17 protein-coding genes are annotated in these 22503 nt (G+C 64.8%); 4 read left to right on the top strand and 13 right to left on the bottom strand.

The genetic code is table 11. The features are described 5' to 3' along the window. From JAB1_RS15855 to wrbA, 6 genes are read right to left on the bottom strand one after another with little or no spacing between them, the layout of a single operon-like run. Positions 1-1077 carry a carotenoid 1,2-hydratase gene (locus JAB1_RS15855; RefSeq protein ID WP_070280718.1) on the bottom strand — a complete coding sequence of 359 codons (1077 nt, stop codon included), beginning with the start codon at positions 1075-1077 and terminating at the stop codon, positions 1-3. Then, positions 1077-3668, bottom strand: a complete 2592-nt coding sequence (locus JAB1_RS15850; RefSeq protein ID WP_070280716.1) for an FtsX-like permease family protein — start codon at positions 3666-3668, stop codon at positions 1077-1079. Before JAB1_RS15850 ends, JAB1_RS15855 begins: the two co-directional genes overlap by 1 nt. Continuing rightward, positions 3656-4084: a DUF4124 domain-containing protein gene (locus tag JAB1_RS15845; protein WP_083299777.1), complete on the bottom strand. Its 429-nt coding sequence runs from the start codon at positions 4082-4084 to the stop codon at positions 3656-3658. The genes JAB1_RS15850 and JAB1_RS15845 overlap by 13 nt, the downstream gene beginning before the upstream one ends. After that, entirely contained in the window at positions 4081-5496 is a 1416-nt protein-coding gene (locus tag JAB1_RS15840) for an FAD-binding oxidoreductase (RefSeq protein ID WP_070280810.1), read from the bottom strand. Before JAB1_RS15840 ends, JAB1_RS15845 begins: the two co-directional genes overlap by 4 nt. Positions 5497-5507: 11 nt before the next feature. Next, on the bottom strand, positions 5508-5921 hold the full coding sequence (locus JAB1_RS15835) for a DUF2069 domain-containing protein (RefSeq protein ID WP_139144578.1): 414 nt from the start codon (positions 5919-5921) through the stop codon (positions 5508-5510). After that, a complete protein-coding gene (wrbA, locus tag JAB1_RS15830; protein ID WP_070280806.1) occupies positions 5918-6526 on the bottom strand; it encodes an NAD(P)H:quinone oxidoreductase in 609 nt (202 codons plus the stop codon). Before wrbA ends, JAB1_RS15835 begins: the two co-directional genes overlap by 4 nt. Before the next feature lie 67 nt (positions 6527-6593). On the opposite strand from wrbA, the gene JAB1_RS15825 reads away from it, so the two are divergent. Then, positions 6594-7970 (top strand): YihY family inner membrane protein, encoded by a 1377-nt coding sequence (locus JAB1_RS15825; protein ID WP_254672117.1) that lies wholly within the window; start codon positions 6594-6596, stop codon positions 7968-7970. Positions 7971-7990: 20 nt separating this feature from the next. On the opposite strand, the gene JAB1_RS15820 is transcribed toward JAB1_RS15825, so the two are convergent. The 4 genes from JAB1_RS15820 to JAB1_RS15805 all read right to left on the bottom strand — a co-directional run bounded on the left by JAB1_RS15820 (position 7991) and on the right by JAB1_RS15805 (position 13554). Then, on the bottom strand, positions 7991-9982 hold the full coding sequence (locus JAB1_RS15820; protein ID WP_070280714.1) for a WG repeat-containing protein: 1992 nt from the start codon (positions 9980-9982) through the stop codon (positions 7991-7993). 26 nt (positions 9983-10008) lie between these two features. Further along, positions 10009-11370 (bottom strand): PoNe immunity protein domain-containing protein, encoded by a 1362-nt coding sequence (locus JAB1_RS15815; protein ID WP_070280712.1) that lies wholly within the window; start codon positions 11368-11370, stop codon positions 10009-10011. A 65-nt stretch (positions 11371-11435) separates the two neighbouring features. Next, complete coding sequence (locus JAB1_RS15810; RefSeq protein WP_070280710.1) at positions 11436-12242, bottom strand: alpha/beta hydrolase; 807 nt, start codon at positions 12240-12242, stop codon at positions 11436-11438. Position 12243: 1 nt separating this feature from the next. Next, positions 12244-13554 carry an O-acetylhomoserine aminocarboxypropyltransferase gene (locus JAB1_RS15805; RefSeq protein WP_070280708.1) on the bottom strand — a complete coding sequence of 437 codons (1311 nt, stop codon included), beginning with the start codon at positions 13552-13554 and terminating at the stop codon, positions 12244-12246. 284 nt (positions 13555-13838) lie between these two features. Between JAB1_RS15805 and JAB1_RS15800 the strand changes: the two genes are divergently transcribed. Together JAB1_RS15800 and JAB1_RS15795 are read left to right on the top strand one after the other, a co-directional pair. Further along, on the top strand, positions 13839-14462 hold the full coding sequence (locus tag JAB1_RS15800; RefSeq protein WP_070280704.1) for a 2OG-Fe(II) oxygenase: 624 nt from the start codon (positions 13839-13841) through the stop codon (positions 14460-14462). Between the two features lie 128 nt (positions 14463-14590). Then, positions 14591-15037 carry a CBS domain-containing protein gene (locus tag JAB1_RS15795; RefSeq protein WP_010398828.1) on the top strand — a complete coding sequence of 149 codons (447 nt, stop codon included), beginning with the start codon at positions 14591-14593 and terminating at the stop codon, positions 15035-15037. Positions 15038-15106: 69 nt separating this feature from the next. Here the strand turns inward: JAB1_RS15795 and JAB1_RS15790 are convergent, their stop codons facing one another. Beyond that, the gene (locus JAB1_RS15790) at positions 15107-17368 is read right to left on the bottom strand and encodes an EAL domain-containing protein (RefSeq protein ID WP_070280701.1); all 2262 of its coding nucleotides are present in this window, start codon (positions 17366-17368) and stop codon (positions 15107-15109) included. Positions 17369-17800: 432 nt separating this feature from the next. Here JAB1_RS15790 and aroC point away from each other — a divergent pair, with 432 nt between their 5' ends. Beyond that, positions 17801-18895, top strand: a complete 1095-nt coding sequence (gene aroC, locus JAB1_RS15785) for a chorismate synthase (RefSeq protein WP_070280697.1) — start codon at positions 17801-17803, stop codon at positions 18893-18895. 111 nt (positions 18896-19006) lie between these two features. Here aroC and JAB1_RS15780 read toward each other — a convergent pair whose 3' ends face one another. Further along, positions 19007-20503, bottom strand: a complete 1497-nt coding sequence (locus JAB1_RS15780) for an HDOD domain-containing protein (RefSeq protein WP_070280694.1) — start codon at positions 20501-20503, stop codon at positions 19007-19009. After that, positions 20500-22239, bottom strand: a complete 1740-nt coding sequence (locus JAB1_RS15775) for an EAL domain-containing protein (RefSeq protein WP_034784441.1) — start codon at positions 22237-22239, stop codon at positions 20500-20502. Before JAB1_RS15775 ends, JAB1_RS15780 begins: the two co-directional genes overlap by 4 nt. Between the last annotated feature and the right edge of the window lie 264 nt (positions 22240-22503).

Below are 22503 nucleotides of genomic sequence, written 5' to 3'. Positions count from 1 at the left end.
TTATAACTTCATCGGCTGCACGTAGCCCGTCATTTCCAGGTAGGCGCGGCCCACCGGCTGGCCGCCGCGCTCCACCGTCACGGCGCCTTCCCAGTACACGGCCCCCGTCGAGCGGCGCGAATCGAGTTCCTGGTCTGCCTGCAGCGGCTTGATCTGCCAGCGCGTGGCACCCGTGCGGATCTCGGTGGCGACCGGGTATTCGGCTTGCGTGCGCGGCGACCGCCACAGCTGCGTGGGCGTAAAATCGACGTCGCCGGGCGCGAACTGCGTCATCTTACCGGACGCGTCGCGCCATGTCGCGTGTGCCCATAGTTTAGCACCTGTCTTGCTGCGGATCTGGAAGGCCATCAGGGCGCCGCCATCATCGAGGTTGGCGCCTATCCAGTTCCAGCCGCTGGCATCCGCGTCAAGCACCTGGCTGGACCACTCGTGATCGAGCCAGGTAGTGCCCGTCACGGCTTCCGGCTTGCCGCCGGCGCGCGCAATCGTGCCACGGGTAGCCAGCTGCGGTTCGCTGTAGTAGTAGCTCGATTGCGCGGGCCGGGCGCCCTTGCGCGAGTAGCCGCCTTCTCCCTGCAGCAGCACGGGCTGGGTGGGGGCCAGGGTCAGCTGCAAGTTGAATTCGCGCGCCGCCAGGCTGACCCGGTAGCTGCCGTCCGCTTGCCGCTGCATGCGCCAGTCGTCGAGTTTGACGTCCGTGTCGCCCACCTTGGCGTAGGCCAGGCCGAAACCTTCGCGCGCGCTTTTCTCGTCGTGCAGCAGCTTGCCTACTTTCGGGTCAGACAGGGCCGCGTGGCCGATGATCAGCTGTTTCGGCGCAAATGCGCTGGGGTTGTCCGCATCGGTGGCCGTGGCGCTGCGAAAGAAGGTCACCTGGTAGCCCAGCTGCTCGCCAGCGGCGGTCTTGACCCAGCCCGTGGCGTACCACCATTCCGTCTTGTACGCGGGATGGGCGCCGAAGTCGTGCGGCATGCGCAGGGTCTGGCCGGCCGGCAGCGGCGTGACGGGGGCGAAGGCGGGCGGCGCGGCGGTGGCGGCGACGCTGCAGAACGCGAGTAAAAGAGTCAAACGGCGCATTACCAGTCCTCCCTGACGGCGCGTATGGGGCCAGCGGACATGGCTTGTCTGCCCGCGATCAGCGCCGTCGCGGCGGCTGCCGTCAGCAGGGCGCCGGCCACGGTGGCGATCAAGGGCCACGGCAGGTGCAGCTGCATGGTCCAGTGGAACGATTGCGGATTGACGATGAAGACCAGCACAAAGCTGATCAACAGGCCGAGGATGAAACCGGTGGCGATGCCCAGTGCCGTCAGCGCGCCGCCTTCCAGCGCCAGGATGGACAAGATTTGCCCGCGCGTCACGCCCACGTGGCGCAGCATGCCGAATTCGCGCGCGCGCGCCAGGGTCTGGGCCGAGAACGTGGCGGCCACGCCAAACAGGCCGATGACGATGGCGATGGCTTCCAGCAGATAGGTGACGGCGAAGCTGCGGTCGAAGATCTGCAGGCTCAGGGCGCGGATGGCCGACGGATTCGACACTTCCAGGTTGGCGCCGAACGGCAGCGCTTTCAGGCGCTGTTGCAGCGCGTCGCCCGTGGCGTCCTTGGCCAGCCACAGGGCCGCATCGCTGACATCGAGGTCGCCCGTCAGCGCGCGGTAGTCGTCCAGCGGCATCTGGATGGCGCCGGAAGAGCGCGCATAGTCGCGCCAGATGCCGGCAACAAAGAAGGTGTGCAAGCCGCCCGCCAGCGGCAGGGCTATGGACTGGCCAGGTTTGACGTTATACAGGTCGGCCGCCGCTTCGGACAGCCACACGGGCCGGCTGCCTGCCGGCACGGGCAGTGTATCGCCCACCAGCACCATGCTCTTGCCCGGATCGGCCAGATTGACGGGACGCGCCAGCAGCGCCACATTCGGGCGGTCGGGCGCCAGCGACAGCGAGCGCAGGCGCTGGAAGTCCACCCTGGCCACCTCGGGCAGGGCGGTGATGCTCGCCTGTTCGCGCGGATTCAGGCCGGCCGTCCCGCCGCTGGCGGACGTGCGCGCATACACGTCGGCCGGCAAGATCTGCAGCAGCCAGTCGTCGACGGAAACGCGGAAACTCGACACCATGATGGCCATCGCCACCATCAGGCTAAAACTCGACAGCACGCCGCCGAGGGCGATGCCAGCCTGGCCCGAGGCGTTCGCCAGGCGGGCCAGGGTCAGGCTGCGCACGGGCGCATGCAGGCTGGTCTCCGTGCGCAGCCAGGCGCGCTGCAGGAAGCGGAAGACGACGGCCGCCAGCTGCGGCATCAGGGCGATGGCGCCGATCAGCAGCAGCGCGATGGACAGATAGCCGAACAGGGGCAGCTCGAACACGGGCGGCAAGAACGTCAAGGCGCCGGCCAGCAGCAGGCAAGCCAGTGCGGGCCATGTTTTCGCCAGGCGCGTCGTCACGACTTCCTCGCTGCCCGATTTCAGGGCGATGGCGGGGGCGGCGCGCGCCGCTTCCAGTGCGGGCGCGGCGCAGCCCAGCAAGGCGACACCGAGACCCAGGGCGAAGTAGACGAAGGCGGCGACGGGCGTGAACTGCACCTGCGGCTGCACGCCCGCGAAATAGCCGGCGCCCAGGTCGCCGCCGAAGAAGCGCAGGGCCACCGCCGCCATGGCATAGCCGCCGGCGATGCCCAGCGCAGCACCGACGATACCGAGGCTGGCGCCCTCCAGCAGCACCTGGCGCAGCAGCTGGCCCCGTTCCATGCCCAGCACGCGTAGCAGCGCGAACTGGCCGCGGCGGCGGATGACGGACAGGGCCTGCGTGGAAAACACGAGAAACGCGCCCGTAAACAGGGCGACGAGGGCCAGCACCGTCAGATTGACCCGGTAGGCGCGGCTGAGGTTATTGTTGCGGCTATTCTGGTTTTCGTCATTGGGCTGGCCTACCTGGAAACGCCCCGGGTATTGCGCTTCCAGCGCGCGGGAAAGAGCCGCCTGGAAGGCGTCGCGGTTCACGCCCTGGCGCAGTTTCAAATCGATGCGCGACAGCTTGCCAGTTTTTTCGAAGCGCCACTGCGCCGCGCCGATATCCATCACGGCGATGCGCTGGCCGGCGCGCGCCCGCTGCAGCGAACCGGCCACGCGCAGGGATACCGTGCCCGTGCCCGATTGCAGGGCGACCTGGCCGCCTTCGGCCACATTGAGCCAGCGCAGGGCGGCCGGCGATAAGAACAGGGCGTCGTCGGCCAGGGTGTCGAAAGGCTGGCCTTCGGCCGGCGCGCCGATCAGGTCGGGCGAGATGAAGCCGGCGCGGAAGACGTCGAGCGCGAGGACATGCAGCGGGCCGCCGTCCTTCTTGCCGGCCACCGTAGCCTGCAGCTCCAGCACGGGCGAAGCCACGGCCACGCCGTCGCGCTGCGCCAGCCATGGGTAGATGGATTCGTCGAACAGCGCTTCGCGCCCGGCTACCTGCACATCGGCCTGGCCGGACAGGCTTTTGACGGCCGTGGAAAATTCATTGAAGGCGGCCGCGTTGATCAGATGGATGGCAAAGCCCAGCGACACGCCGATGGCGATGGCGAGGATGGCGACGAGGGCGCGCACGGGATGCGCGCGCCATTCGCCCAGCAGCAGCCAGCGCGACAGCAGGCGCGTCGTCGCCGGGCTGGCCAGCGGCGCAATCAATTCAGGCATTCGACGGCCAGGCGTTCGCCGGCGCGCCGCGCTTTCAGTTGCGCCGCATCGCGGTTCTTGTCGCCGGCGCCGACGGCGTCCTGCGCCGCCCATTTCTGCTCCAGCCGCAGCTGGGCGCAATGCTTCTCGTGCATGTCCTTTTGTTTGGCGGCCCGTTCACGGGCCTGGTCTTCGAGCTTCTCGCGCTGCTTGCGCGCCGCTTCCATCTGGCTGGCTACCCGTTCCTGGCGCGTGGTCGCGCCCTTGTCGACGGCGGGCGGCGGCGCGGGGATTTCCAGGATTTGCAGCTGGCCGGCCGTGCAGGGCGTGGCGCTGTAGCTGCTCTGGCCATCCTTCACGCACTTGTAGACGTCCTGCGCACTGGCGGAACCGGCCAGCAAGGCCATGGCGCATAGCAGGAGGGACGACGGCTTCACAATATCTTCCCGGGGTTCATGATGTTCTGCGGGTCCAGCGCCTGCTTCACGGCGCGCATCAGCTGCAGTTCCAGCGGCGACTTGTAGCGGGCCAGGTCGTCCTTTTTCAGGGCGCCGATGCCGTGTTCGGCCGAAATCGAGCCGCCAAAGCCGTGCACCTGGTCGTGCACGATGCGGTTGATGGCATCCTGGTTGGACAGGAAATCCTGGTCCGTCATGCCGGCTGGCGGCGCCACGTTGTAATGCAGGTTGCCGTCGCCCAGGTGGCCGAAGCACACGAGCTGGCAGCCGGGGAAGGCCGATTCAAGGGCCGCATCCGTGACGGCGATGAAATCGGCGATGCGGGAAATGGGCAGCGAGATATCGTGCTTGATGTTCTTGCCCGCCTGCGCCTGCGCCAGCGGGATGTGTTCGCGCAGCTGCCACAGTCCCCCGGACTGCGCCACGGAACTGGCGACGACGGCGTCTTCGATCAACTCGTCTTCCAGGGCCGCGCCGATGCTCGCTTCCAGCAATTCCACGGCGTGCGCCTCGGACTGGCTGCTGGACAGTTCGAGCAGCACATACTGGCCGTGCGCTTCGGCGAATGGGCGCGGCAGCTGCGGGAACTGCTCCGCCACCAGCTGCAAACAGTACTGCGACATCAGTTCAAAACCCGTCAGGCTGGCGCCGCAATGGTCCTGCATCAGCGAGAGCAGGCGCAGCGCATGGGCGGGCGAGGGCATGGCGGCCAGCGCCGTGATGCAGGCTTTCGGCTGCGGATACAGTTTCATCACCGCGCCGGTGATCACGCCCAAAGTACCCTCGGCGCCGATGTACAGGTCGCGCAAATCGTAGCCGGTATTGTCCTTGCGCAAACCGCGCAAGCCGCTCCAGACTTCGCCCTGCGGCGTGACCACTTCCAGGCCCAGGCACAGCTCGCGCGTATTGCCATAGCGCAGTACGGCCGTGCCGCCCGCATTCGTCGCCAGGTTGCCGCCGATGGTGCAACTGCCCTCGGCCGCCAGCGACAGGGGGAACAGGCAGCCGGCGGCGCTGGCCGCTTCCTGGATGGTTTGCAGGATGCAGCCCGCGTCCACCGTGATGGTGCGGTTGACGGGATCGAGCGCGCGGATGCTGTTCAGGCGCGCCAGCGACAGCACGACGGCCGTGCCGGCCGCATCGGGTATGCTGCCCAGTACCAGGCCCGTGTTGCCGCCTTGCGGCACGACGGGAACCTGCCATTGCGCGCAGGCGCGCAGCACGCCGGCCACTTGCTCCACCGTGGCGGGGCGCAGCACGGCCAGGGCCTTGCCGGTAAACCTGTCGCGCCAGTCGGTGAGGAAGGGTGCCGTGTCGGCGTCCTGGGTGAGGACGTAGGTGTCGCCCAGCAGGTCGCGGCAGGCGGCGAGGAAGTCGGCTTGGTCAGTCATAGGCTTGTCGCTCATTTCTTGATGCTCACTTTATTCACTTTTTCCAGCAGTTCCCTGGCCATGCGCTTGGCCGCCTTTTTATACGGGCGCAGATACAGCACGGCGCAGACAAAATAGATGCAGACGATGGCCGCCTCGCCCCAGGCCATCCGGGCCGAGGTGGCGTTCGTGTCGCTGTAGCCGCGTACCACGCCTTCCGTGAAGTACAGCAGGATCACCATCGACGACCATTGCAGGGTGTAGACGTCGCGCTTGATGACGCCGTACAGGGGGATGAGCAGGGGCGCGGCCTTCAGGACGACCCAGGAGCCGCCCGGCTGCAGCGGCGCGATCACGGTTTCCCACAGCACGCACCAGACGATCAGGCTGACGAGGCTGGCGATGGCGCCCCAGTGGAAATACTTGTGCAGTACGCCGTGCATCATGCGCCTGCCAGTTTCGCGGCATTTTCCGCCAGGCGCCGGCCCAGGGCGATGGCTAGGCGTTTTTCATCTTCGCTCAAGGCCTTGTCGCCGTCTATGCCCGACCAGTGCGTGGCGCCGTAGGGCGAGCCGCCGGTGGACGTCGTCATCAGTTCAGGATGCGTGTAGGGCAGGCCCATGACCAGCATGCCATGGTGGAAGAGGGGGATCATCATCGACAGCAGGGTCGATTCCTGGCCGCCGTGCAGGCTGCCCGTGGACGTGAACACGCAGGCGGGCTTGCCGGACAGGCTGCCGGCCAGCCAGTCGCTGGCCGTGCCATCCCAGAAATACTTCATGGCGGCGGCCATGTTGCCGAAGCGCGTGGGCGACCCCAGGGCCAGGCCCGCGCATTCCTGCAAGTCTTCCAGTTCCACGTAGGGCGCGCCGTCCAGCGGCACTTCCGGCGCCGTCGCTTCGGCCACCGTCGAGACGGCGGGCACGGTGCGCAGGCGCGCATCGCAGCCAGGCACGCTTTCCACTCCCTGGGCTATCAACTCGGCCAGCTGGCGCGTGGCGCCATGGCGTGAATAAAACAATACGAGAATAATCAGATTGGTTGGCTTCATCATTGGTATTATAGGGCGCTTTACAGCCTGATACGACTGCTGTCATGGCGCCGTTCTGATTTAGCACATGTTTTCAAAATATATATTCCCCATCTTCCAATACCTGTGGCGCACCTTGAGCATGGGGCTCGCCGTCGTGCGCGGCCTGACGTGGTCCGAAACGCGCGACCTGCTGCAGTTCGCGCGCCGCCGCGTGCGCGAAGAAAGCCTGCCGCAAGTGGCCGGCAGCCTGACGTTTGCCACCGTGTTCGCGCTGGTGCCGCTGCTCACCCTGGCCCTGGCGATCTTCACCACTTTCCCCCTGTTCAATACCTTCCGCCACGCGCTGGAAGATTATTTCGTGCAAAGCGTGATGCCCAAGGGCATATCGAACACCATCCTCGGCTACCTGACGACGTTCGCCTCGAAGGCCACGCGCCTGTCGGCCATCGGCGCCGGTGCCCTGATCGTCACCTCGGTGGGCATGATGGGCTTGATCGAGCGCGTCTTCAACCGCATCTGGCGCGTGCGCCAGGAGCGCCGCTGGACCAAGCGCCTGCTGGTCTACTGGGCCATCGTCACCCTGGGGCCTTTGCTGGTCGGCGTGTCGCTGACGGTGACCTCGCGCGTCTTCATCGCCACCAGCGGCGTGGTGGGCGCCGTGCCGTTCCTCGGCACCGTGTTCTATACCCTGGTGTCGATTGGCCTGACCATGCTGGCGTTTACCCTGCTCTACATCGCCGTGCCGAACCGCGACGTGGATTGGCGCGACGCAGCCTGGGGCGGCCTGCTGGCGGCGCTGGCGTTCGAGGTGGCCAAGCGGGGCTTCGGCGAATTCATCCAGGAATTCCCCACCTATTCGCGCATCTACGGCGCACTGGCCGCCTTGCCGCTGTTCCTCGTGTGGATTTACCTGAGCTGGATGATCACCTTGGTGGGTGCCTTGCTGGTGGCTGCCTTGCCCGTCGTGAAATATGAACGCTGGTGGTACGAAGCGGTGCCTGGCAGCGAATTCGTCGATGCTGTCGCCATTTTGAAAGTGCTGCACCAGGCTTGCCACTGCGCCGATTCGGCCCTGGTGGGCGCGGCCGAGATCCGCCGCAGCACGCGCCTGGGTTTCGAAGAGATGGAAACCCTGCTCGACAAGATGGTGCAGCAGGGCTGGGTAGGAAGAGTCAACGTGGAGGGCGCCGTGCGGGTACAGTGGGGCAAGCGCGTGGCCGACAGTTCCGACCACTGGGTCCTGCTGGGCAACGTCAACCGCATCAGCCTGGCCGACGTCTACCGGCTGTTCGTCTTTGGCGGCATGCGCGTGAACTCCGGCTATCCGGCCGGCTCCACCAATGAACGCGATATCCAGGCGGCCATCGATGCAGCCGCTCTGGCGGCGCAGGTGGAAAACGCCGTGGAGCAGGGGCTGGGCCTGACCCTGGCGCAGCATTTCGGCGCCGTCAAATGCAACTGAGCGGTCTTAACTGAGCGGTCTTAGTACACCACGGGCCGCAAGGCCGCCTGCAGCGCCACCTTGCTGAACGCGGCCGCATCCTGCTCCCGCACCACGCCCAGGTAATACGTGTCCTCGCCGCCTTGCACGTTCACCAGGCGCAGCTGGTGCGGCGCCAGGTGGGCGGCGATGGCGGCCAGGCCTTCGGCCATCGCATCGTCATCTTCGCGCTCCGTCCAGCGGAAGTCCCGCAGCGCGGGCAGGCCGATATGCTGGCCGATGCGCGGCACTTCATCGACGGCTTTCCAGTCCAGGGTGGTGCCGTGGCCCAGCACATCGGCGGCCGTGGACCAGAGCAGGAAGAAGCACGCCGCTTCGGGCGTGTCGCCTTCGTATTCTTCTTCGGGGTCGTCCTCCGCCAGCTCTTCCAAAGTGATGTCCACGCAGCGTGCGGCCAGTTCCGCATCGCCCAGCAAGAGCAGGGCGGCCATGGCGCGCAACTGCTCGCGGTCGGCCTTTGCCAGGATTTGCGGCGGCGTAAAGCTGCGGCGCCTGACGGGCTTTTTCTTGCTCAGGCCCAGGGCCGCGCTCAGCTGGGCCGTGACGGCCGCCTTGAAGTTTTCCACGGTGTCGAACTGTTCCAGCAGCTGGCCCGTGAAATCCATGCTCCAGGCCATGCCATCCTTGACGACATATAAAAAATCGCTTTGCACGGCCACGCCGCGCAGATGGTGGGCCGGTGGATACAGGGGCGTGAAGGCCTGTTTTCCATCCAGTGTCAGCATGCAGGCCAGCCCCTGTGCATCGATGGCGAAGATCAGGTTCTTGCGCAGCTTGGGCGGCGACGAGGTTGTGGCGCAGTCGATGGCTTCGTACTGGCAGGGCGCCAGCAGCTCGCCCTGGCTATTGACCAGGCCAAACAGGAAGCGCCCGGCGATGCGCTGGCTGACGACGGCGATTTTTTTCTTCGTGCCGAAATCCTGCACGGAGCTGTAGGCTGGCGGCACCACGACCTTGCCTGTCTTGTCGAGCACGCCACAGACATTGCGCTCGTCGTCATTGCCTGTCTGGCGCTCGATGTCGATATAGCCGTCTTCGCGCTCGCACATGTTATCCACCCTGTCGATGAGCAGCGCGCCATCGGGCAGGCGCAGCAGGCGGCTGGCGCCGTCCGCATCGATCTGCTGCAACAGATGAGGACTGATCACATACAGGGCGCCGGGGGCGGGCGGCAGCACCACCGTACCGTTGAGGTCCAGCACGCCGTGCGCATCGGGGGCATCCGCCGTGGCAAAGGTGATCCAGCCATCGTCCGCGTAGTAAACGCCCAGGTCGACATAGCGCTGCGACAGCGGCACGATCCAGCGGCCATAGGGCGTGACCAGGCCGGTAACATCCGGTTCGCCGGCGGCGCTCACTTCATGGCATAACACGTCTTCCTCCCATCCCACCACTTCCAGGCCTTGCAGGAAAGGCAGTTCGTCCGCGGCGAGTTCCTCGACATCGGCCAGTTGCGCGACGGCCGTGGCCGACCAGTAGCCGGTGGCGGGCGATGCGGCGCTGGCGGCCAGCAGGGGCGCCAGCGCTTCCCGCTCGCCACGCTGCAGGGCAAGGTGCAGGGCTTGCGCCTCGGCGCGCAGGCCCTCGAGCCTGGCCGCGTACTCCGGCGTGTCGATATCGTGCGGGATCAGCTGCACGCAATCGAGGATCAGCCACGGCTGGCCGCCCGCCAGCAGGGTGCTGATGGCGCTGCGCGCAACGATGGCGGCCGCGTCGCGCGGCTTGTCCATCAGGGAGGACAAGGCTTGCCAGCTGGCTTGCGCCTGGATCATTGGCGCGGCCAGCACGCAGGAGCAGTCCTCGCCATCGCCGTAGATGGGCCAGGCGGTGGCTTGAGCACCGGCGCCGACGAGCAGCTTGAACAGCATCGGTATGTCCAGCCGCCATTCGGCCAGGCCCGTGATGGCGTCGGCGTCGAAACCGGCTTGGCCGGGCAAAAAGGCGGTGCTGAACAGGGCTGCGGTATTGATCATGTCTCTTCGTTCAAAATGTTGGATGGTCAGGGCGCCGGCGGCATGACCCAGTGCGCCAGCGCTCCGCGATCGAGTCCCAGCTGCTTTGCCGCGGCGGCGGCCTCGAAGGCCCACAGGCCGTAATAGCCGCCCAGGCCCTGCGCGCGCAAATGACCGTTGAACCAGTCTTCGCGCACCAGCGCGCCATGCCAGGTAGCCAGGTAATGCCGCAGGTGCTCGCGCTGCTGCGCGGGATCGTCCGCGTCCAGGCACTCGTACAGGGCCGAATAGGGCTCGGCGAAATACCATTCGTCGACGGCGGGACGCTGCGGATCGATGGCGGACAACAGCGCTTCGTACACGCCATCTTCGCCATCGAAGGCCGTCTGCAGGGCGGTCAGGCGCGCGGCTAGGTCGTGGCGGCCGAACAGCAGGGTCGCGCCCAGCAGCTGCAGCGTGCGCGCATAATCCGTCAATTGTTCGAAATCAAAGGCGGGCAAGGCGTCGTCATCGTAGGCATCGGCCAGGGCCGTGCGCGCCGTTTCGCAGGCGGCAACGGCCGCTTCCAGCGCCGTTTCCACGTCAGGCAAGGGCAAGCCTGCCGTGTAGCGCAGCGAGAAGACCTGGTAAGCCGTGCTGGCGGCCACGCACGCCCAGTAGGCCGCGTCGCCACCATCGTTTTCCGCCTGCGCCTGCGCGCGGACATAGGCGACCAGCAGGGCGTCGAGGTAAGCCAGGTTGCGGCTAAAGTCGAACGGAGAGGGCGGCACCTGGCGCGGCGTGTGGGGCCAGGGCGTGGACGACGCCGGGCAGGTGGCGGCGCAATCGCGCTGGATGGCCCAGTCGGCGAAGATTTGCTGCATATGCTGCGCCGTTTCGTCGTCGTGGATGATGGCGCCGACGCCCACCATCGTCGTGCCCAGCAGGGTGTAGCCAGGGAAGCGGCTGCTCTCGTAGGCGATGGTCGTCACGCTCTGGATGGTCCTGCCGTCGCTCAGGTCGCGCACGCGGAAGTACACGTCGTCCCAGCCGGCCAGCTGTGGCGTTGGCGGTTCATCCGGCAGGGTGCTCCAGCTGCCGTCCGCCTGCTCTTCATAGGCGTCGAGCAGCTCGTCGAGTCCGCCGGGGCGGTCGATGCGGTTGTTGGCGTCGTATTGCAGGCCCAGTTCGGCCGCGAAGGCTGCCGCGTGGCGGCCCTCGAAGACCAGGTACTGGGAGCTCGTGGTGCCGACCAGCAGATCCGTGTGCTGGCCCGCCACGACGAGCGCCTGCGGCAGCCGGCACCATTGGTAATACGGAATGCCGGCCATGGGACCGCCTTCGTCCGCCAGCGGGTTGGTGAAGCGCAGCTGTTCCAGCCATTTATAGCGTTCGTAGCGTTCATCTTCCGTGCCGCTGCCCGCGGCCAAAGTACAAAATTCGTCAAAACAGGGTATTCAGCAACATCGTCCATCTATCCTAAAAAAACATGTGCTCACGCTGCCTGCGCAAACGCAAACAGCGCGTCGAGCACGGCGTCGGGCTGCTCGGCCATCAATTCGTGCCCGCTGTCGACCTGCACCACCGTGCTATGCGCGATTGCCGCTGTCAGCAGCCGGGTCGATTTGGGCGGCGTCATCATGTCGCGCGCGCCGAAAATGAATAAAGTCGGGCAGTGTACCGAAGCGGCGGCGATTTCGCCGTTCGCGTAGGCATTGCAGGCAAAAAAATCCGTGTGAAACACGTGATCGGGATTGAGGGCGGCGATGCGCTGTTTCAAGCGCCGCGCGCCGCCCATGGCGTAAAAGCCGGGGCCGGGAAACGACGGCTTTTGCGCGATCGACGAATGCGACCAGATATTGACCATGTCGATGGCCGCCTGTTCATCGCTCAATGACGTTTCCAGCAGCGCCGGCGAGACCTTCATCGGGTAGGTGGAACCCAGCATGGCCAGGTGGCTGACCCGCTCCGGCGCCAGGTGCGCCGCTTCCAGCGCGATCAATGAACCCATGCTGTGTCCGATCAGCATGGCCTTGGCCGCGCCGGCAGCATCCAGCACGGCCAGTACCCAGCGCGCCAGGTCTGCGACATTATCCTTTGCCGTACCCAGGCTGCGCCCGTGGCCGGGCAAGTCGACGGCCAGCACGTTCCAGCCGTGGTGGGCAAAATAGCGCGTTTGCAGGGCCCACACGGAATGGTCGTTCTGCGCGCCGTGGATGAAGACGGCCGTCGGCTGGCCCGGGTTGTATGGTTTGCCGCCCGTGTAGCAGTAGGCGACGGTATTGTCGATGGTGAACAGCATCTCAGGCGCCTTTCTGCGACAGTTTCAGGCCACGGGCCAGGTCTTCGATCAAATCATCGGCGTCTTCCAGGCCCACCGATAAACGCATGGTGCCCTGCGTGATGCCGGCCTGTTCCAGCTGATCGTCGGGCACGCGGAAATGCGTGGTGGAGGCGGGGTGGATGACGAGCGACTTGGCGTCGCCCACATTGGCCAGGTGCGAGAAGATCTTCAGGCTGTCGACAAAGCGCTGGCCCGCCGCGCGGTCGCCGCGCAGGCGGAAAGTGAACACGCCGCCCGCGCCTTTCGGCAGCAGGGTTTTCGCCAGTTCGTAGTCGGGATGCGACGGCAGTTCGGGATAGGACACGGATTCCACGGCCGGATTGGCCAGCAGGAATTCAATCACCTTGCGCGTGTTGGCCACGTGGCGGTCCATGCGCAAGCCCAGGGTTTCGATGCCCTGCAGGATGGCGAAGGCGTTGTGCGGGCTCATGACGGCGCCGAAATCGCGCAAGCCTTCGCGCCGCGCGCGCAGGGCAAACGGCGCCACCGTCGATTCCTCGGCAAAGACCATGCCGTGGAAGCCTTCATACGGTTCGCACAGTTCGGCGAAACGGCCCGTCCTGTCGTACGCCGCCTGCCAGTCGAAGGTGCCGCCATCGACGAGCAGGCCGCCGATGGCCGTGCCGTGGCCGCATAAAAACTTGGTGGCCGAGTGGAACACCAGGTCGGCGCCATGCTCGAAGGGGCGCAGCAAATACGGCGTGGTAAACGTCGAATCGAGCATCAGCGGCAACTGGTGTTCGTGCGCCAGGGCGGCGATGCTCGGGATGTCCAGCACGTCGAGGCCGGGATTGCCCAGGGTTTCCGCAAACAGCACTTTTGTATCTGGGCGGATGGCGGCGCGCCAGGCGTCCACGTCGCGCGGATCGACAAAGGTGGTGGCTATGCCGAAGCGTTTCAGGGTATAGGCCAGCAGGTTGTGCGAGCCGCCGTACAGGGCGCGCGAAGCGACGATGTGCGATCCCGCGCCCGCGATCGTGGACAGCCCCAGATGCATGGCGGCTTGGCCGCTGGCCGTGGCGATGCCGGCCACGCCCCCTTCAAGGGCGGCGATGCGCTCTTCCAGTACGGCGTTGGTGGGATTCGAGATGCGCGAATACACGTGGCCGGCCCGCTCCATATTGAACAGCGAGGCCGCATGCTCCGAGCTCTTGAAGGCAAACGAGGACGTGAAATGGATGGGCGTGGCGCGCGCGCCCGTGGCCGGGTCGGGCGCGGCGCCCGCGTGCAGGGATAAAGTATCGAAACCGGGGTATTTCGGGCCGCTCATGGTGTCTCCGCCAAGTTTTATAGTGGCAAGATCGTAACCTGATTTGCAGCCGAGCAAAAGAGCTCCTGTGCAGGGCGCATGGCGCCGTGCTGGCGGGCTGCGCGTGTAACCTGAAGTGTAAAAAAAGTGACCGGCGCGGCACGGCGGTGGTAGGATACCGGATCAGCGATATTCGGGCTGTTTTACCTGCGCGCGTGCGCCGCGCCGCAGGAGAGGCTGCTGCGTGCAAGCGAAATCCTGGGCTTCAGGCGAACTCTCATCGCATGTCCACCAGGAAAGATTTTATGCCCGCAATATCGTTCGACGGCGCCCTTGCCGTTCCCGGACCATCTATCGTCGACGGCCTGTGCCACGCAGGCTGGCTCATGCAAGAGCATTTCATCTCCCCCGAACTGAGCCGCCAGCTGGCCGCCGAATGCGTGCAATCCATGCTCAGCGGCAAGATGAAGGGCGCAGGCGTAGGCAGCGGCCATGCGCCGCTGCTGCAGCCGGACATCCGCGGCGACCATATCGAGTGGCTGGAAACGGGCCGCTCAGCCGCTTGCGACCGCTACCTGGAACAGATGGAAGCGCTGCGTTGCATGCTCAACCGTGAGCTGTTCCTGGGACTGGAAGAGTACGAAAGCCATTTTGCCCTGTACGCGCCGGGCGCCTTTTACCGGGCCCATCTGGACCGTTTCCGCGACGACGACAAGCGTACCGTGTCCGTCGTGCTGTACCTGAACGACGACTGGCTGCCCGAGCACGGCGGCGCGCTGCGCCTGCACCCGCAGGGCGGGCCCGTGGTGGACGTCTTGCCGCAAGCGGGCCGCATGGCGATGTTCATGTCGGGCGAGATGCTGCACGAAGTATTGCCGACGGCGCGCGAGCGCCTGTCCATCGCCGGCTGGTTCCGCCGCAGAACGTGATGCAAAGTGGCGCGCAATCCCCCTCGATTTGATTGCGCGCAAGGCTGGATTTTTCCGCAGGCATAGGCTACAGTCGCAGTAAGGGCTAGAATAACTAAAATACCAATCACGCGGACAGGACGGCCAATATGAAAGTATCTGAAATTCTCCAAGTCAAGGGCAATATCCTCTACACGGTCACGCCTGACCAGCCCCTGCTTGACGCGGCCAATACCATGGCTGAAAAAGACATCGGTTCGCTGGTGGTCATGGAATTTGGCGACCTGGTCGGCATGCTGACCTTCCGCGAAGTGTTGAACGCGCTGCATGAAAACGCGGGCCAGATCGGCGGCGGCACCGTGCGCAAGCACATGGATGACCACCCGATCACCGTGACTCCGGACACGGAAGTCAATGAAGTGCGCCGCATCATGCTGGAAAAACACGCGCGCTACCTGCCCGTCATGAATGCCAAGACCTTGCTGGGCGTCATTTCTTTCTACGATGTGGCGCGCGCCGTGCTGGAAGCGCAAAGCTTTGAAAACCAGATGCTCAAGGCCTACATCCGCGACTGGCCGGCTGAAACCACCGACTAAGTTTCGCCCATGCAGTAAAAATAACGCCGGCAACCGCCGGCGTTTTGCATTGGCTAGCCAAGGTGGCGCCTATGCGGCGCCCTGCAGCGCTTCGTTGTTCAGCCAAGTTCCCAGCGCCGTGGCCGTCATCGGGCGGGCGAACAAAAAGCCTTGCGCCATGGGGCAGCCCAGCGCCTGCAGGATTTGTGCTTGCCGCTCGTCTTCCACGCCTTCGGCGATCACGGCCAGGCCCAGGTTGCGGCCCAGCTGGATGACCATTTCGGCGATGCTGCTGCCGCGCGCCGAGCCCGTGATCTCGGTGACGAAGGCGCGGTCGATTTTGAGGCGGTCGACTTGCAGGCGCTGCAGGTAGGACAGGGACGAGAAGCCCGTGCCGAAGTCGTCGATGGCGATGCTCACGCCCGTCTGCTTGATCTGCCACAGCATCTTGATCAGCAGGTCCGGCTCTTCCATGGCCATCGATTCCGTGATTTCCAGCTCGATGAATTCGGGCGGCGCCTGCGTCTCTTCCAGCGCCGCGCGCAGCATTTCCAGGAACAGCGGGTGGCGGAACTGCACTTGCGACACGTTGACGGACATGACGAAATTGCGGTGGCCCTGCTCGCGCAGCAGCACCAGTTCGCGGCAAGCCGTGCGCAGCACCCATTCGCCGAGGTCGATGATGATGCCCGAATACTCGGCAATCGGGATGAAACGGTCGGGCGAGATGAACTTGCCGTCCGGCGTCTGCCAGCGCAGCAGCGCTTCGGCGCCCACGGGACGGCGCGTGGTCAGGTCGATCTGCGGTTGATACACGACAAACAGCTGGTCCTGGCTGAAGGCCGTGCGTAGCGCATGCATCATGCGCACCCGTTCGCGGATTTCGATGCCCATGCTGCGCGAGAAATAGAAGTGCCCGGCGCGTTGCTGGCTTTTCGCCCGTTTCAGGGCGATATCGGCATCCTTCAGCGCGTCGGCGCCCGTGCCCGCATGCTCGCCCAGCCGCACCAGGCCCAGCGTGGCGGACAGTTGCACGTCCTGGCCATCGATGCAGAACGGCGCCTGGAACAGGGCCAGGATCTTGCTTGGGTTGACTTGCGAAGAGTCGCCCAGCACGCAAAAGATGTCGCCGCCCAGGCGCGCCACCGTCAGGTGGGGCCCCAGCTGGGTTTGCAGGCGTCCGGCCACGGCCACCAGCAGCATGTCGCCGAACTGGTGTCCCAGCGCGTCGTTGGTCTCGGCAAAATGGTCGAGGTCGACCAGCGACAGGGTGGCGTCGTCGCGCGCGGGGCCGGCCAGGGTGGCGTCGAGGATCTCCACCAGGCGCGTGCGGTTGGGCAGCTTCGACAATTGATCGTAGAAGGCGGCATTGTGCAGGTGCGACACCAGCTCGACGTTGTCGAGGCCCACGGCGACGTTGCTGCAGAAGACTTCCAGCAGGCTTTCATCGATGGCCGAGAGGGGGCGCGGCAGCACCAGGTAGGCGGCCGCGTCGCGGCTGGCCTTGCCCGCGAAGTACAGGGTGGCGTAGTCATGCGCGTACACATTGCGCCGCTGCGCCAGCGTGTGTTCGATGGCGGCCATCACGCGGGGGTTTTGCAGGCCGCACAGGGCGCTGTGCGGCAAGCTGGAAAAGCTGCCTGTGCAGGCCGAGACGAGCAGCTCCCTGGCGCCGCTGTCCTGCAAGTCCTGCACGCACAGCACGCCGTCGGCGCGGATGCCCAGCAGGTCGGCGATCTGCGCCAGCACGCCGGCCGAGAAATTCTGCACGCCATGCAGCGCCATCAGCTGCGTGCTGGCGTGGACGATACGGTCCAGGCCGCGCCGGCTGCTGCTGATCGAACGGATCTGCTCGTACGAGCGGATGGCGGCCGTCACCGTGGTAAACAGCTTGATGCGCGTCAATTCGGACTTGGTCTTGTAGTCGTTGATGTCGAAATCGCGGATGGCGTCGATTTCCGGCGCGTAGCCGGGCTGGCCCGTGCGCAGGATGATGCGCACGTCCGTCATCTTGAGGGTTTCGCGGATGTAGCGCACCAGGTGCAGGCCCGCGTCATCCTGTTCCATCACCACGTCGAGCAGGATGACGGCGATGTCGTCTTCATGCTTGAGCAGTTCGCGCGCCTGGCCGGCCGAATACGCATGCACGAATTCCAGCGGGCGGTGCTGCATTTCCAGGTTGCCCAGGGCGAAAGTGGTGGTGGAGTGGACGTCTTCATCGTCGTCGATGATCATCACCCGCCAGACGCTGCGCGGTGCGACGGCCAGCGACGGCGCTGGTTGCTCATCGAGGAATACCAGGTCGTCGTGATCGTCCTTGTTGGCGTCAAGGGGGATGATCGGTGCGGGCATGTATAGCTTCTCCAGGATGACTCAGTACGGGATGTGAGCACATCAGAAATGTCCATGGCGTTGTTGCACCGCCTCGCCGTACTCGCGACTGTCTTCGGCGGCGCGCCTGGCCCTGGCCATTTCTGATGCACTCAGGGCACATCGAAAAAGCAGCACTCAAGTGTTGCCGAGACTCGCCCATTTTCTGATCGCCCATCATCCAAGTATATAGCTATTTAATAAGCAAAATGTTTTTTTAAGTATCCTGTGGAGTGCAATATTTCTTGTATTGCATGATTGCAACTCTTATTTGGTATTTTTTATATGAAAAAATACGCGGGATTTTAAAATGGCGAGATCGGTGGGGAATATCCGGCCTTGCTGCGGCATTAGCGGCATGGCATGTCCCGCAGGCTGGTAGAATTGAGTTTTCCAGTCCTTACACTTCCTACTATGTCCGGCAATTCTTTTGGCAAGCTGTTTACTGTTACCACTTTCGGCGAATCGCATGGTCCGGCCATCGGCTGCGTGATCGATGGCTGTCCTCCAGGATTGATCCTGTCGGAAGCCGATATCCAGCCTGAACTGGACCGCCGCAAGCCCGGCACCTCGCGCCACGTGACGCAGCGCCAGGAATCCGATACGGTGGAAATCCTCTCCGGCGTGTACCAGGGCGTGACGACGGGCACGCCGATTGCCCTGCTGATCCGCAATGAAGACCAGCGCAGCAAGGATTACGGCAATATCGCGGAAAGCTTCCGCCCCGGCCACGCCGACTACACCTACTGGCATAAATACGGCGTGCGCGATCCGCGCGGCGGCGGGCGCTCCTCGGCGCGCCTGACGGCACCCGTGGTGGGTGCGGCGGCGATCGCCAAGAAATGGCTGCTGCAGCAATACGGCACCACCTTCAAGGGCTGCATGAGTCAGCTGGGCGACATTCCCGTGCCGTTCCAGTCCTGGGAGCACGTGCATGCGAATCCATTCTTTGCCGCCAGCGGCGACGCGGACCTGATCGCGCGCATGGAAGCGGCGATGGACCAGTTGCGCCGCGATGGTGATTCCATCGGCGCGCGCATCGACGTGATTGCGCAAAACGTGCCTGTCGGCCTGGGTCAGCCCATCTATGACAAGCTCGATGCCGACATCGCCTACGCCATGATGGGCATCAATGCCGTCAAGGGCGTGGAAATCGGCGCCGGTTTCGATTCGGTGGCGCAAAAGGGTTCCGAGCACGGCGACGAACTGACGCCGGAAGGTTTTATCGGCAATAACGCCGGCGGCGTACTGGGCGGTATTTCGACGGGGCAGGATATCAGCGTCTCGATCGCCATCAAGCCGACTTCGTCGATCCGCACGCCGCGCCGCTCGATCGATAAAGAAGGCAATCCCGTGATGGTGGAAACGTTCGGCCGCCACGACCCGTGCGTGGGCATCCGCGCCACGCCGATCGCCGAAGCCATGCTGGCGCTGGTCCTGATCGACCACGCCCTGATGCACCGCGCGCAATGCGGCGATGTGTCGGTATCGACGCCGAAGTTGAAATAAGCTGAATGTTGTCGGATTACGGGCCTGCGGCCCTAATCCGACCTACGCCCCATGCCATGTAGGTCGGATTAGCGCTTGCGCGTAATCCGACACCATAGTCGGCGCTTCCTGTCACGCCACCTTATTTGCCACCAGCTCCAGCTGGTGCCGCATCTCCACCGACTGCACCAATAACGCCCGGATATCGTTGATCAGGTTGAACTCCGTCTGGTTCAGCTGGATCGGCGGGAAGCTGTCGTCCCAGTCGCCGTACAGGAATCCCGTGGGGTGGCCGTTGGCCGACAGGGGCAGCACGACAAAGCTGCGTGCTTCCGACAGCGTGGCTTTCCACCATTGCGGCAGCTTGGCGGCAAATTTCGGGTCGCGCGCATTGTCGATGAAGATCACGCGGTCGCTGTTGAGGGCCGCGTGGAAGACGTTCGGTTCATACGCGTCGCCAAACACCATCAGGTCCTGCAGGTCGGCCATGCCTTCGCCCATGCTGATGCGCGCCGAATACAGATGATCCCTGTGGTTGCGCACGAACGCCACCGAGCGTGAAAAATCAAAGCCCTGGTGCAGCGTTTCGAGCGCCATCGAGACCATCTGTCCCGGACTGGCGCTGCCGATGGCGCCGCGCAGGTCGGCCAGGCCGCCTATTAATACGCGGTTGCCTTCGGCGCGCATGCGCGTCGATGCCAGCTGGCGCGCGCGCCGCTCGGCCGGTTTCGACAGGGGCGCAATCGACAGGTCGGCCGCCGCCATCGCCTTGGCCTTGTCCACGGCGATCACCAGATCGGTCGATGTGATGCCCAGGGTACCCGCATAATCGTCGATCAGTGCGTGCACCTGCGCCGCGCCGGCCGCATCGTCATGCCACAGCGAGTCGGCGCAGCGCGCCGCCATCGTCGACAGTCCTGCCATCCAGTCGGCGCCGCTGACGGGGGAGTTGTCCGGCGACGGATCCATCGGACGCATCCCGTTGATCAGGTGCTGCGGCAAGCCCCAGTGGGCGGCCGTGGCATAGCCCACTTCCGGCAACGACAGGCCGAGGATTTCGCGCGCGGCGGCCGCCTCGTTGCCGGGACCCGCATGCGCCTGCATGCGCGCCCAGAAGTCCGTCATGTAGAACGTCACCATCATGCGGCCCAGGGTGTGCAGCATCGAGCAGACGACAGCCTGTTCCGCCTGCAGGCTGCCGGCACTGGTGGCCACCTGCTGCGCCACCATCCCGGCCAGCACGGCCTTTTCCATTTCCACGTGGGCGCTGACGGAATCGGGCGACGCCTGCGACAGCTCCTCGATCAGTTTCAGGCCCAGCGCCAGGTGGCCGATGGCGTCGATGCCCAGCACCAGCACGGCCTTCGAGACCGTATTGACGCGCTGGCCGAAGGCCGAATACATGCCGCTGTTGGCCAGACGCAGCACCTTGTGCGTGAGGACAGGGTCGGACAGCACCGTTTGCGTGATGTCGAATTCGTGGTCATCCTCGCCGCGCATGGCGCCCAGGATGGCGCTGATGGCTTTCGCGAAGCCGGGCATGTCGCCCTGCTGGCGCGTGCGCGCCCACAGCAGGTCCAGGGTGTTTTTGCCGAGCTGTGTCGGCGCCGTGAAATGACCTGGATTCATTGCACCCCTCCGCGCGGTTCATTGGCAGACGGCGCAGGCACCAGCGCCGCATAGGTTTTGTCGCTCAAGGCCGATAGCGCCGCGTGGGCCGGCATCGGTTTGCCCGTCAGGTAGCCTTGCACATACTGGCAGCCGCGCGACTCCATGAAATGCATCTGTTCCTCGGTTTCCACGCCCTCGGCCACCACGGACAGGTTCAAATGCTTGGCCAGGTCGAGAATGGTGTTGCAGATGGCCGCATCCTTGCTCGATTCGGGCAAGTCCTTGATGAAGGTGCGGTCGATCTTCAGCACGGAAATGGGGAAGCGCTTCAGATACGCGAGCGAGGAATAGCCGGTGCCGAAATCGTCGATGGCGATGCGCGCGCGGCGCTCCGTCATCTTGACGAGGATGGTTTCCGCATGCACGGGGTCGATCATCAGGGTGCCTTCCGTAATTTCCAGCACCAGGTGTTCGCCCGAGAGCCCAGAAAACGCGATGGCGTCATCGAGCACGTCGAGGAATTTGTCGTTGCGGAACTGGCGCGGGCTGATGTTGACGGAGATGTACAGCGGCCGCCTGGCCACTTCCTGGAACTGCTTGAGCTGCACGCAGGCCGCTTTCAGCGCCCAGGCGCCCAGCAGGTTGATCAGGCCATTGGCTTCGGCAATCGGGATGAAGCGCACGGGCGGCACCAGGCCCAGGGTCGGGTGCTTCCAGCGCATCAGGGTTTCGAAACCCTGGATTTGCCGCGTGTGCGCGTCGACGATGGGTTGGTAAAAGAGCAGGAATTCGCCTTCGCGCACGGCGTGGAACATCGCCGCTTCCAGCGAAATATCGTGTTCCGACGGGCCATTCAGGCGCGGGCTGTAGACCAGGCAGCGGGCCTTGCCCGTTTCCTTGGCGCGCGACATGGCCGCATCGGCCAGCGCCACCAGGCGCACTTCATCTTCCGCGTGCAGCGGATAGATCGAGACGCCGACGGAGGCGCCCACGTAGATCGTGTGGCCGTCCACTTCGAACGGCGCCTGCAGGGTGGCCAGCAGACGGCCCGTCACCAGCTTGATCTGCGCGTCCGTGGCGCTGCCGGGCAGCACGGCGACGAATTCATCGCCGCCCACGCGCGCCAGGGTGTCGCTGTCGCGCAGGGTCTTGCGCAATCGCGCGGCGGCCAGGCGCAGCACGGCGTCGCCGACGGGGTGGCCCAGGCCATCGTTGACCTTTTTAAAGCCATCGAGGCCGATGGTGGCGACGGAAAAGCCCTGGCCCGAACGGGCGGCCTGGGCGATCACCATGCGGATGCGGTCCGACAGCAGCAAACGGTTCGGCAAGCCCGTGAGCGCATCGTGCGTGGCCATGTGGCGCAGCCGTTCTTCCGTATTGTGCTGGGCCGACGTGTCGCGCCCGACCACCAGCAATTCGGCCACGCCGGCCGCATTCATATAAGAAGACAAGCGCAGCTCGAACCAGATTTCCTGGTCCGGCGTTTGCAGGCGCACTTCCAGGCGGCCCGGTTCGGCCAGGGCGTCTTCCAGCGCCGCTTGCAGCGCAGCGCGGGACGCTTCGGCGGCCAGCGGCAGCAGCAAGTGGCCGGACAGGCCCGATGGCGCGCCAAACAGGGTGGCCGCACGCTTGCTGGCAAACAGGATCAGGCCGTCCGTATCGAGCCGGAACACGACGTCGCCTGCCTCTTCCATGAGGTTGTCCAACTCGTGGCGAGCCTCGCGGTGGGCGGCGGATGGGGTACTGGAAAACATCGTGCTGGCTTTTACCTTTTTATTATCAGTGCCGGCGCTCGCTGCAGGGCAGGGCGCCAACGGAAAGAGTGCATCGTGCGTGAGGCGTGCCATAGGGGCCGAAAGGGCGGCTATCGGAACGCGATCCACACGAAATGTATCATTGAAAAGCACCCGATTACATGAAATAGAGCAACATTGCTTCAGGTTTTGTAAATATTCCTGCCTTCCATGAAAAAAATCATGCCGCGCGACATCCACAGGCATTTTCATTCCACATAGAAA

The organism is Janthinobacterium sp. MP5059B (assembly GCF_001758645.1).
In the GTDB taxonomy this organism is placed as follows: Bacteria; Pseudomonadota; Gammaproteobacteria; order Burkholderiales; family Burkholderiaceae_D; genus Janthinobacterium; species Janthinobacterium lividum.
Note: the sequence above shows the minus strand (reverse complement) of the source record. Positions and strands in the feature narration are given on the sequence as shown.

Coding starts and splice junctions, on each gene's coding strand:
- JAB1_RS15825 (WP_254672117.1), top strand. CDS start 6,594: ATGTTTTCAAAATATATATTCCCCATCTTCCAATACCTGTGGCGCACC.
- JAB1_RS15805 (WP_070280708.1), bottom strand. CDS start 13,554: ATGAGCGGCCCGAAATACCCCGGTTTCGATACTTTATCCCTGCACGCG.
- wrbA (WP_070280806.1), bottom strand. CDS start 6,526: ATGAAGCCAACCAATCTGATTATTCTCGTATTGTTTTATTCACGCCAT.
- JAB1_RS15850 (WP_070280716.1), bottom strand. CDS start 3,668: ATGCCTGAATTGATTGCGCCGCTGGCCAGCCCGGCGACGACGCGCCTG.
- JAB1_RS15800 (WP_070280704.1), top strand. CDS start 13,839: ATGCCCGCAATATCGTTCGACGGCGCCCTTGCCGTTCCCGGACCATCT.
- JAB1_RS15810 (WP_070280710.1), bottom strand. CDS start 12,242: ATGCTGTTCACCATCGACAATACCGTCGCCTACTGCTACACGGGCGGC.
- JAB1_RS15780 (WP_070280694.1), bottom strand. CDS start 20,503: ATGAATCCAGGTCATTTCACGGCGCCGACACAGCTCGGCAAAAACACC.
- aroC (WP_070280697.1), top strand. CDS start 17,801: ATGTCCGGCAATTCTTTTGGCAAGCTGTTTACTGTTACCACTTTCGGC.
- JAB1_RS15775 (WP_034784441.1), bottom strand. CDS start 22,239: ATGTTTTCCAGTACCCCATCCGCCGCCCACCGCGAGGCTCGCCACGAG.
- JAB1_RS15855 (WP_070280718.1), bottom strand. CDS start 1,077: ATGCGCCGTTTGACTCTTTTACTCGCGTTCTGCAGCGTCGCCGCCACC.
- JAB1_RS15820 (WP_070280714.1), bottom strand. CDS start 9,982: ATGATCAATACCGCAGCCCTGTTCAGCACCGCCTTTTTGCCCGGCCAA.
- JAB1_RS15840 (WP_070280810.1), bottom strand. CDS start 5,496: ATGACTGACCAAGCCGACTTCCTCGCCGCCTGCCGCGACCTGCTGGGC.
- JAB1_RS15835 (WP_139144578.1), bottom strand. CDS start 5,921: ATGATGCACGGCGTACTGCACAAGTATTTCCACTGGGGCGCCATCGCC.
- JAB1_RS15790 (WP_070280701.1), bottom strand. CDS start 17,368: ATGCCCGCACCGATCATCCCCCTTGACGCCAACAAGGACGATCACGAC.
- JAB1_RS15795 (WP_010398828.1), top strand. CDS start 14,591: ATGAAAGTATCTGAAATTCTCCAAGTCAAGGGCAATATCCTCTACACG.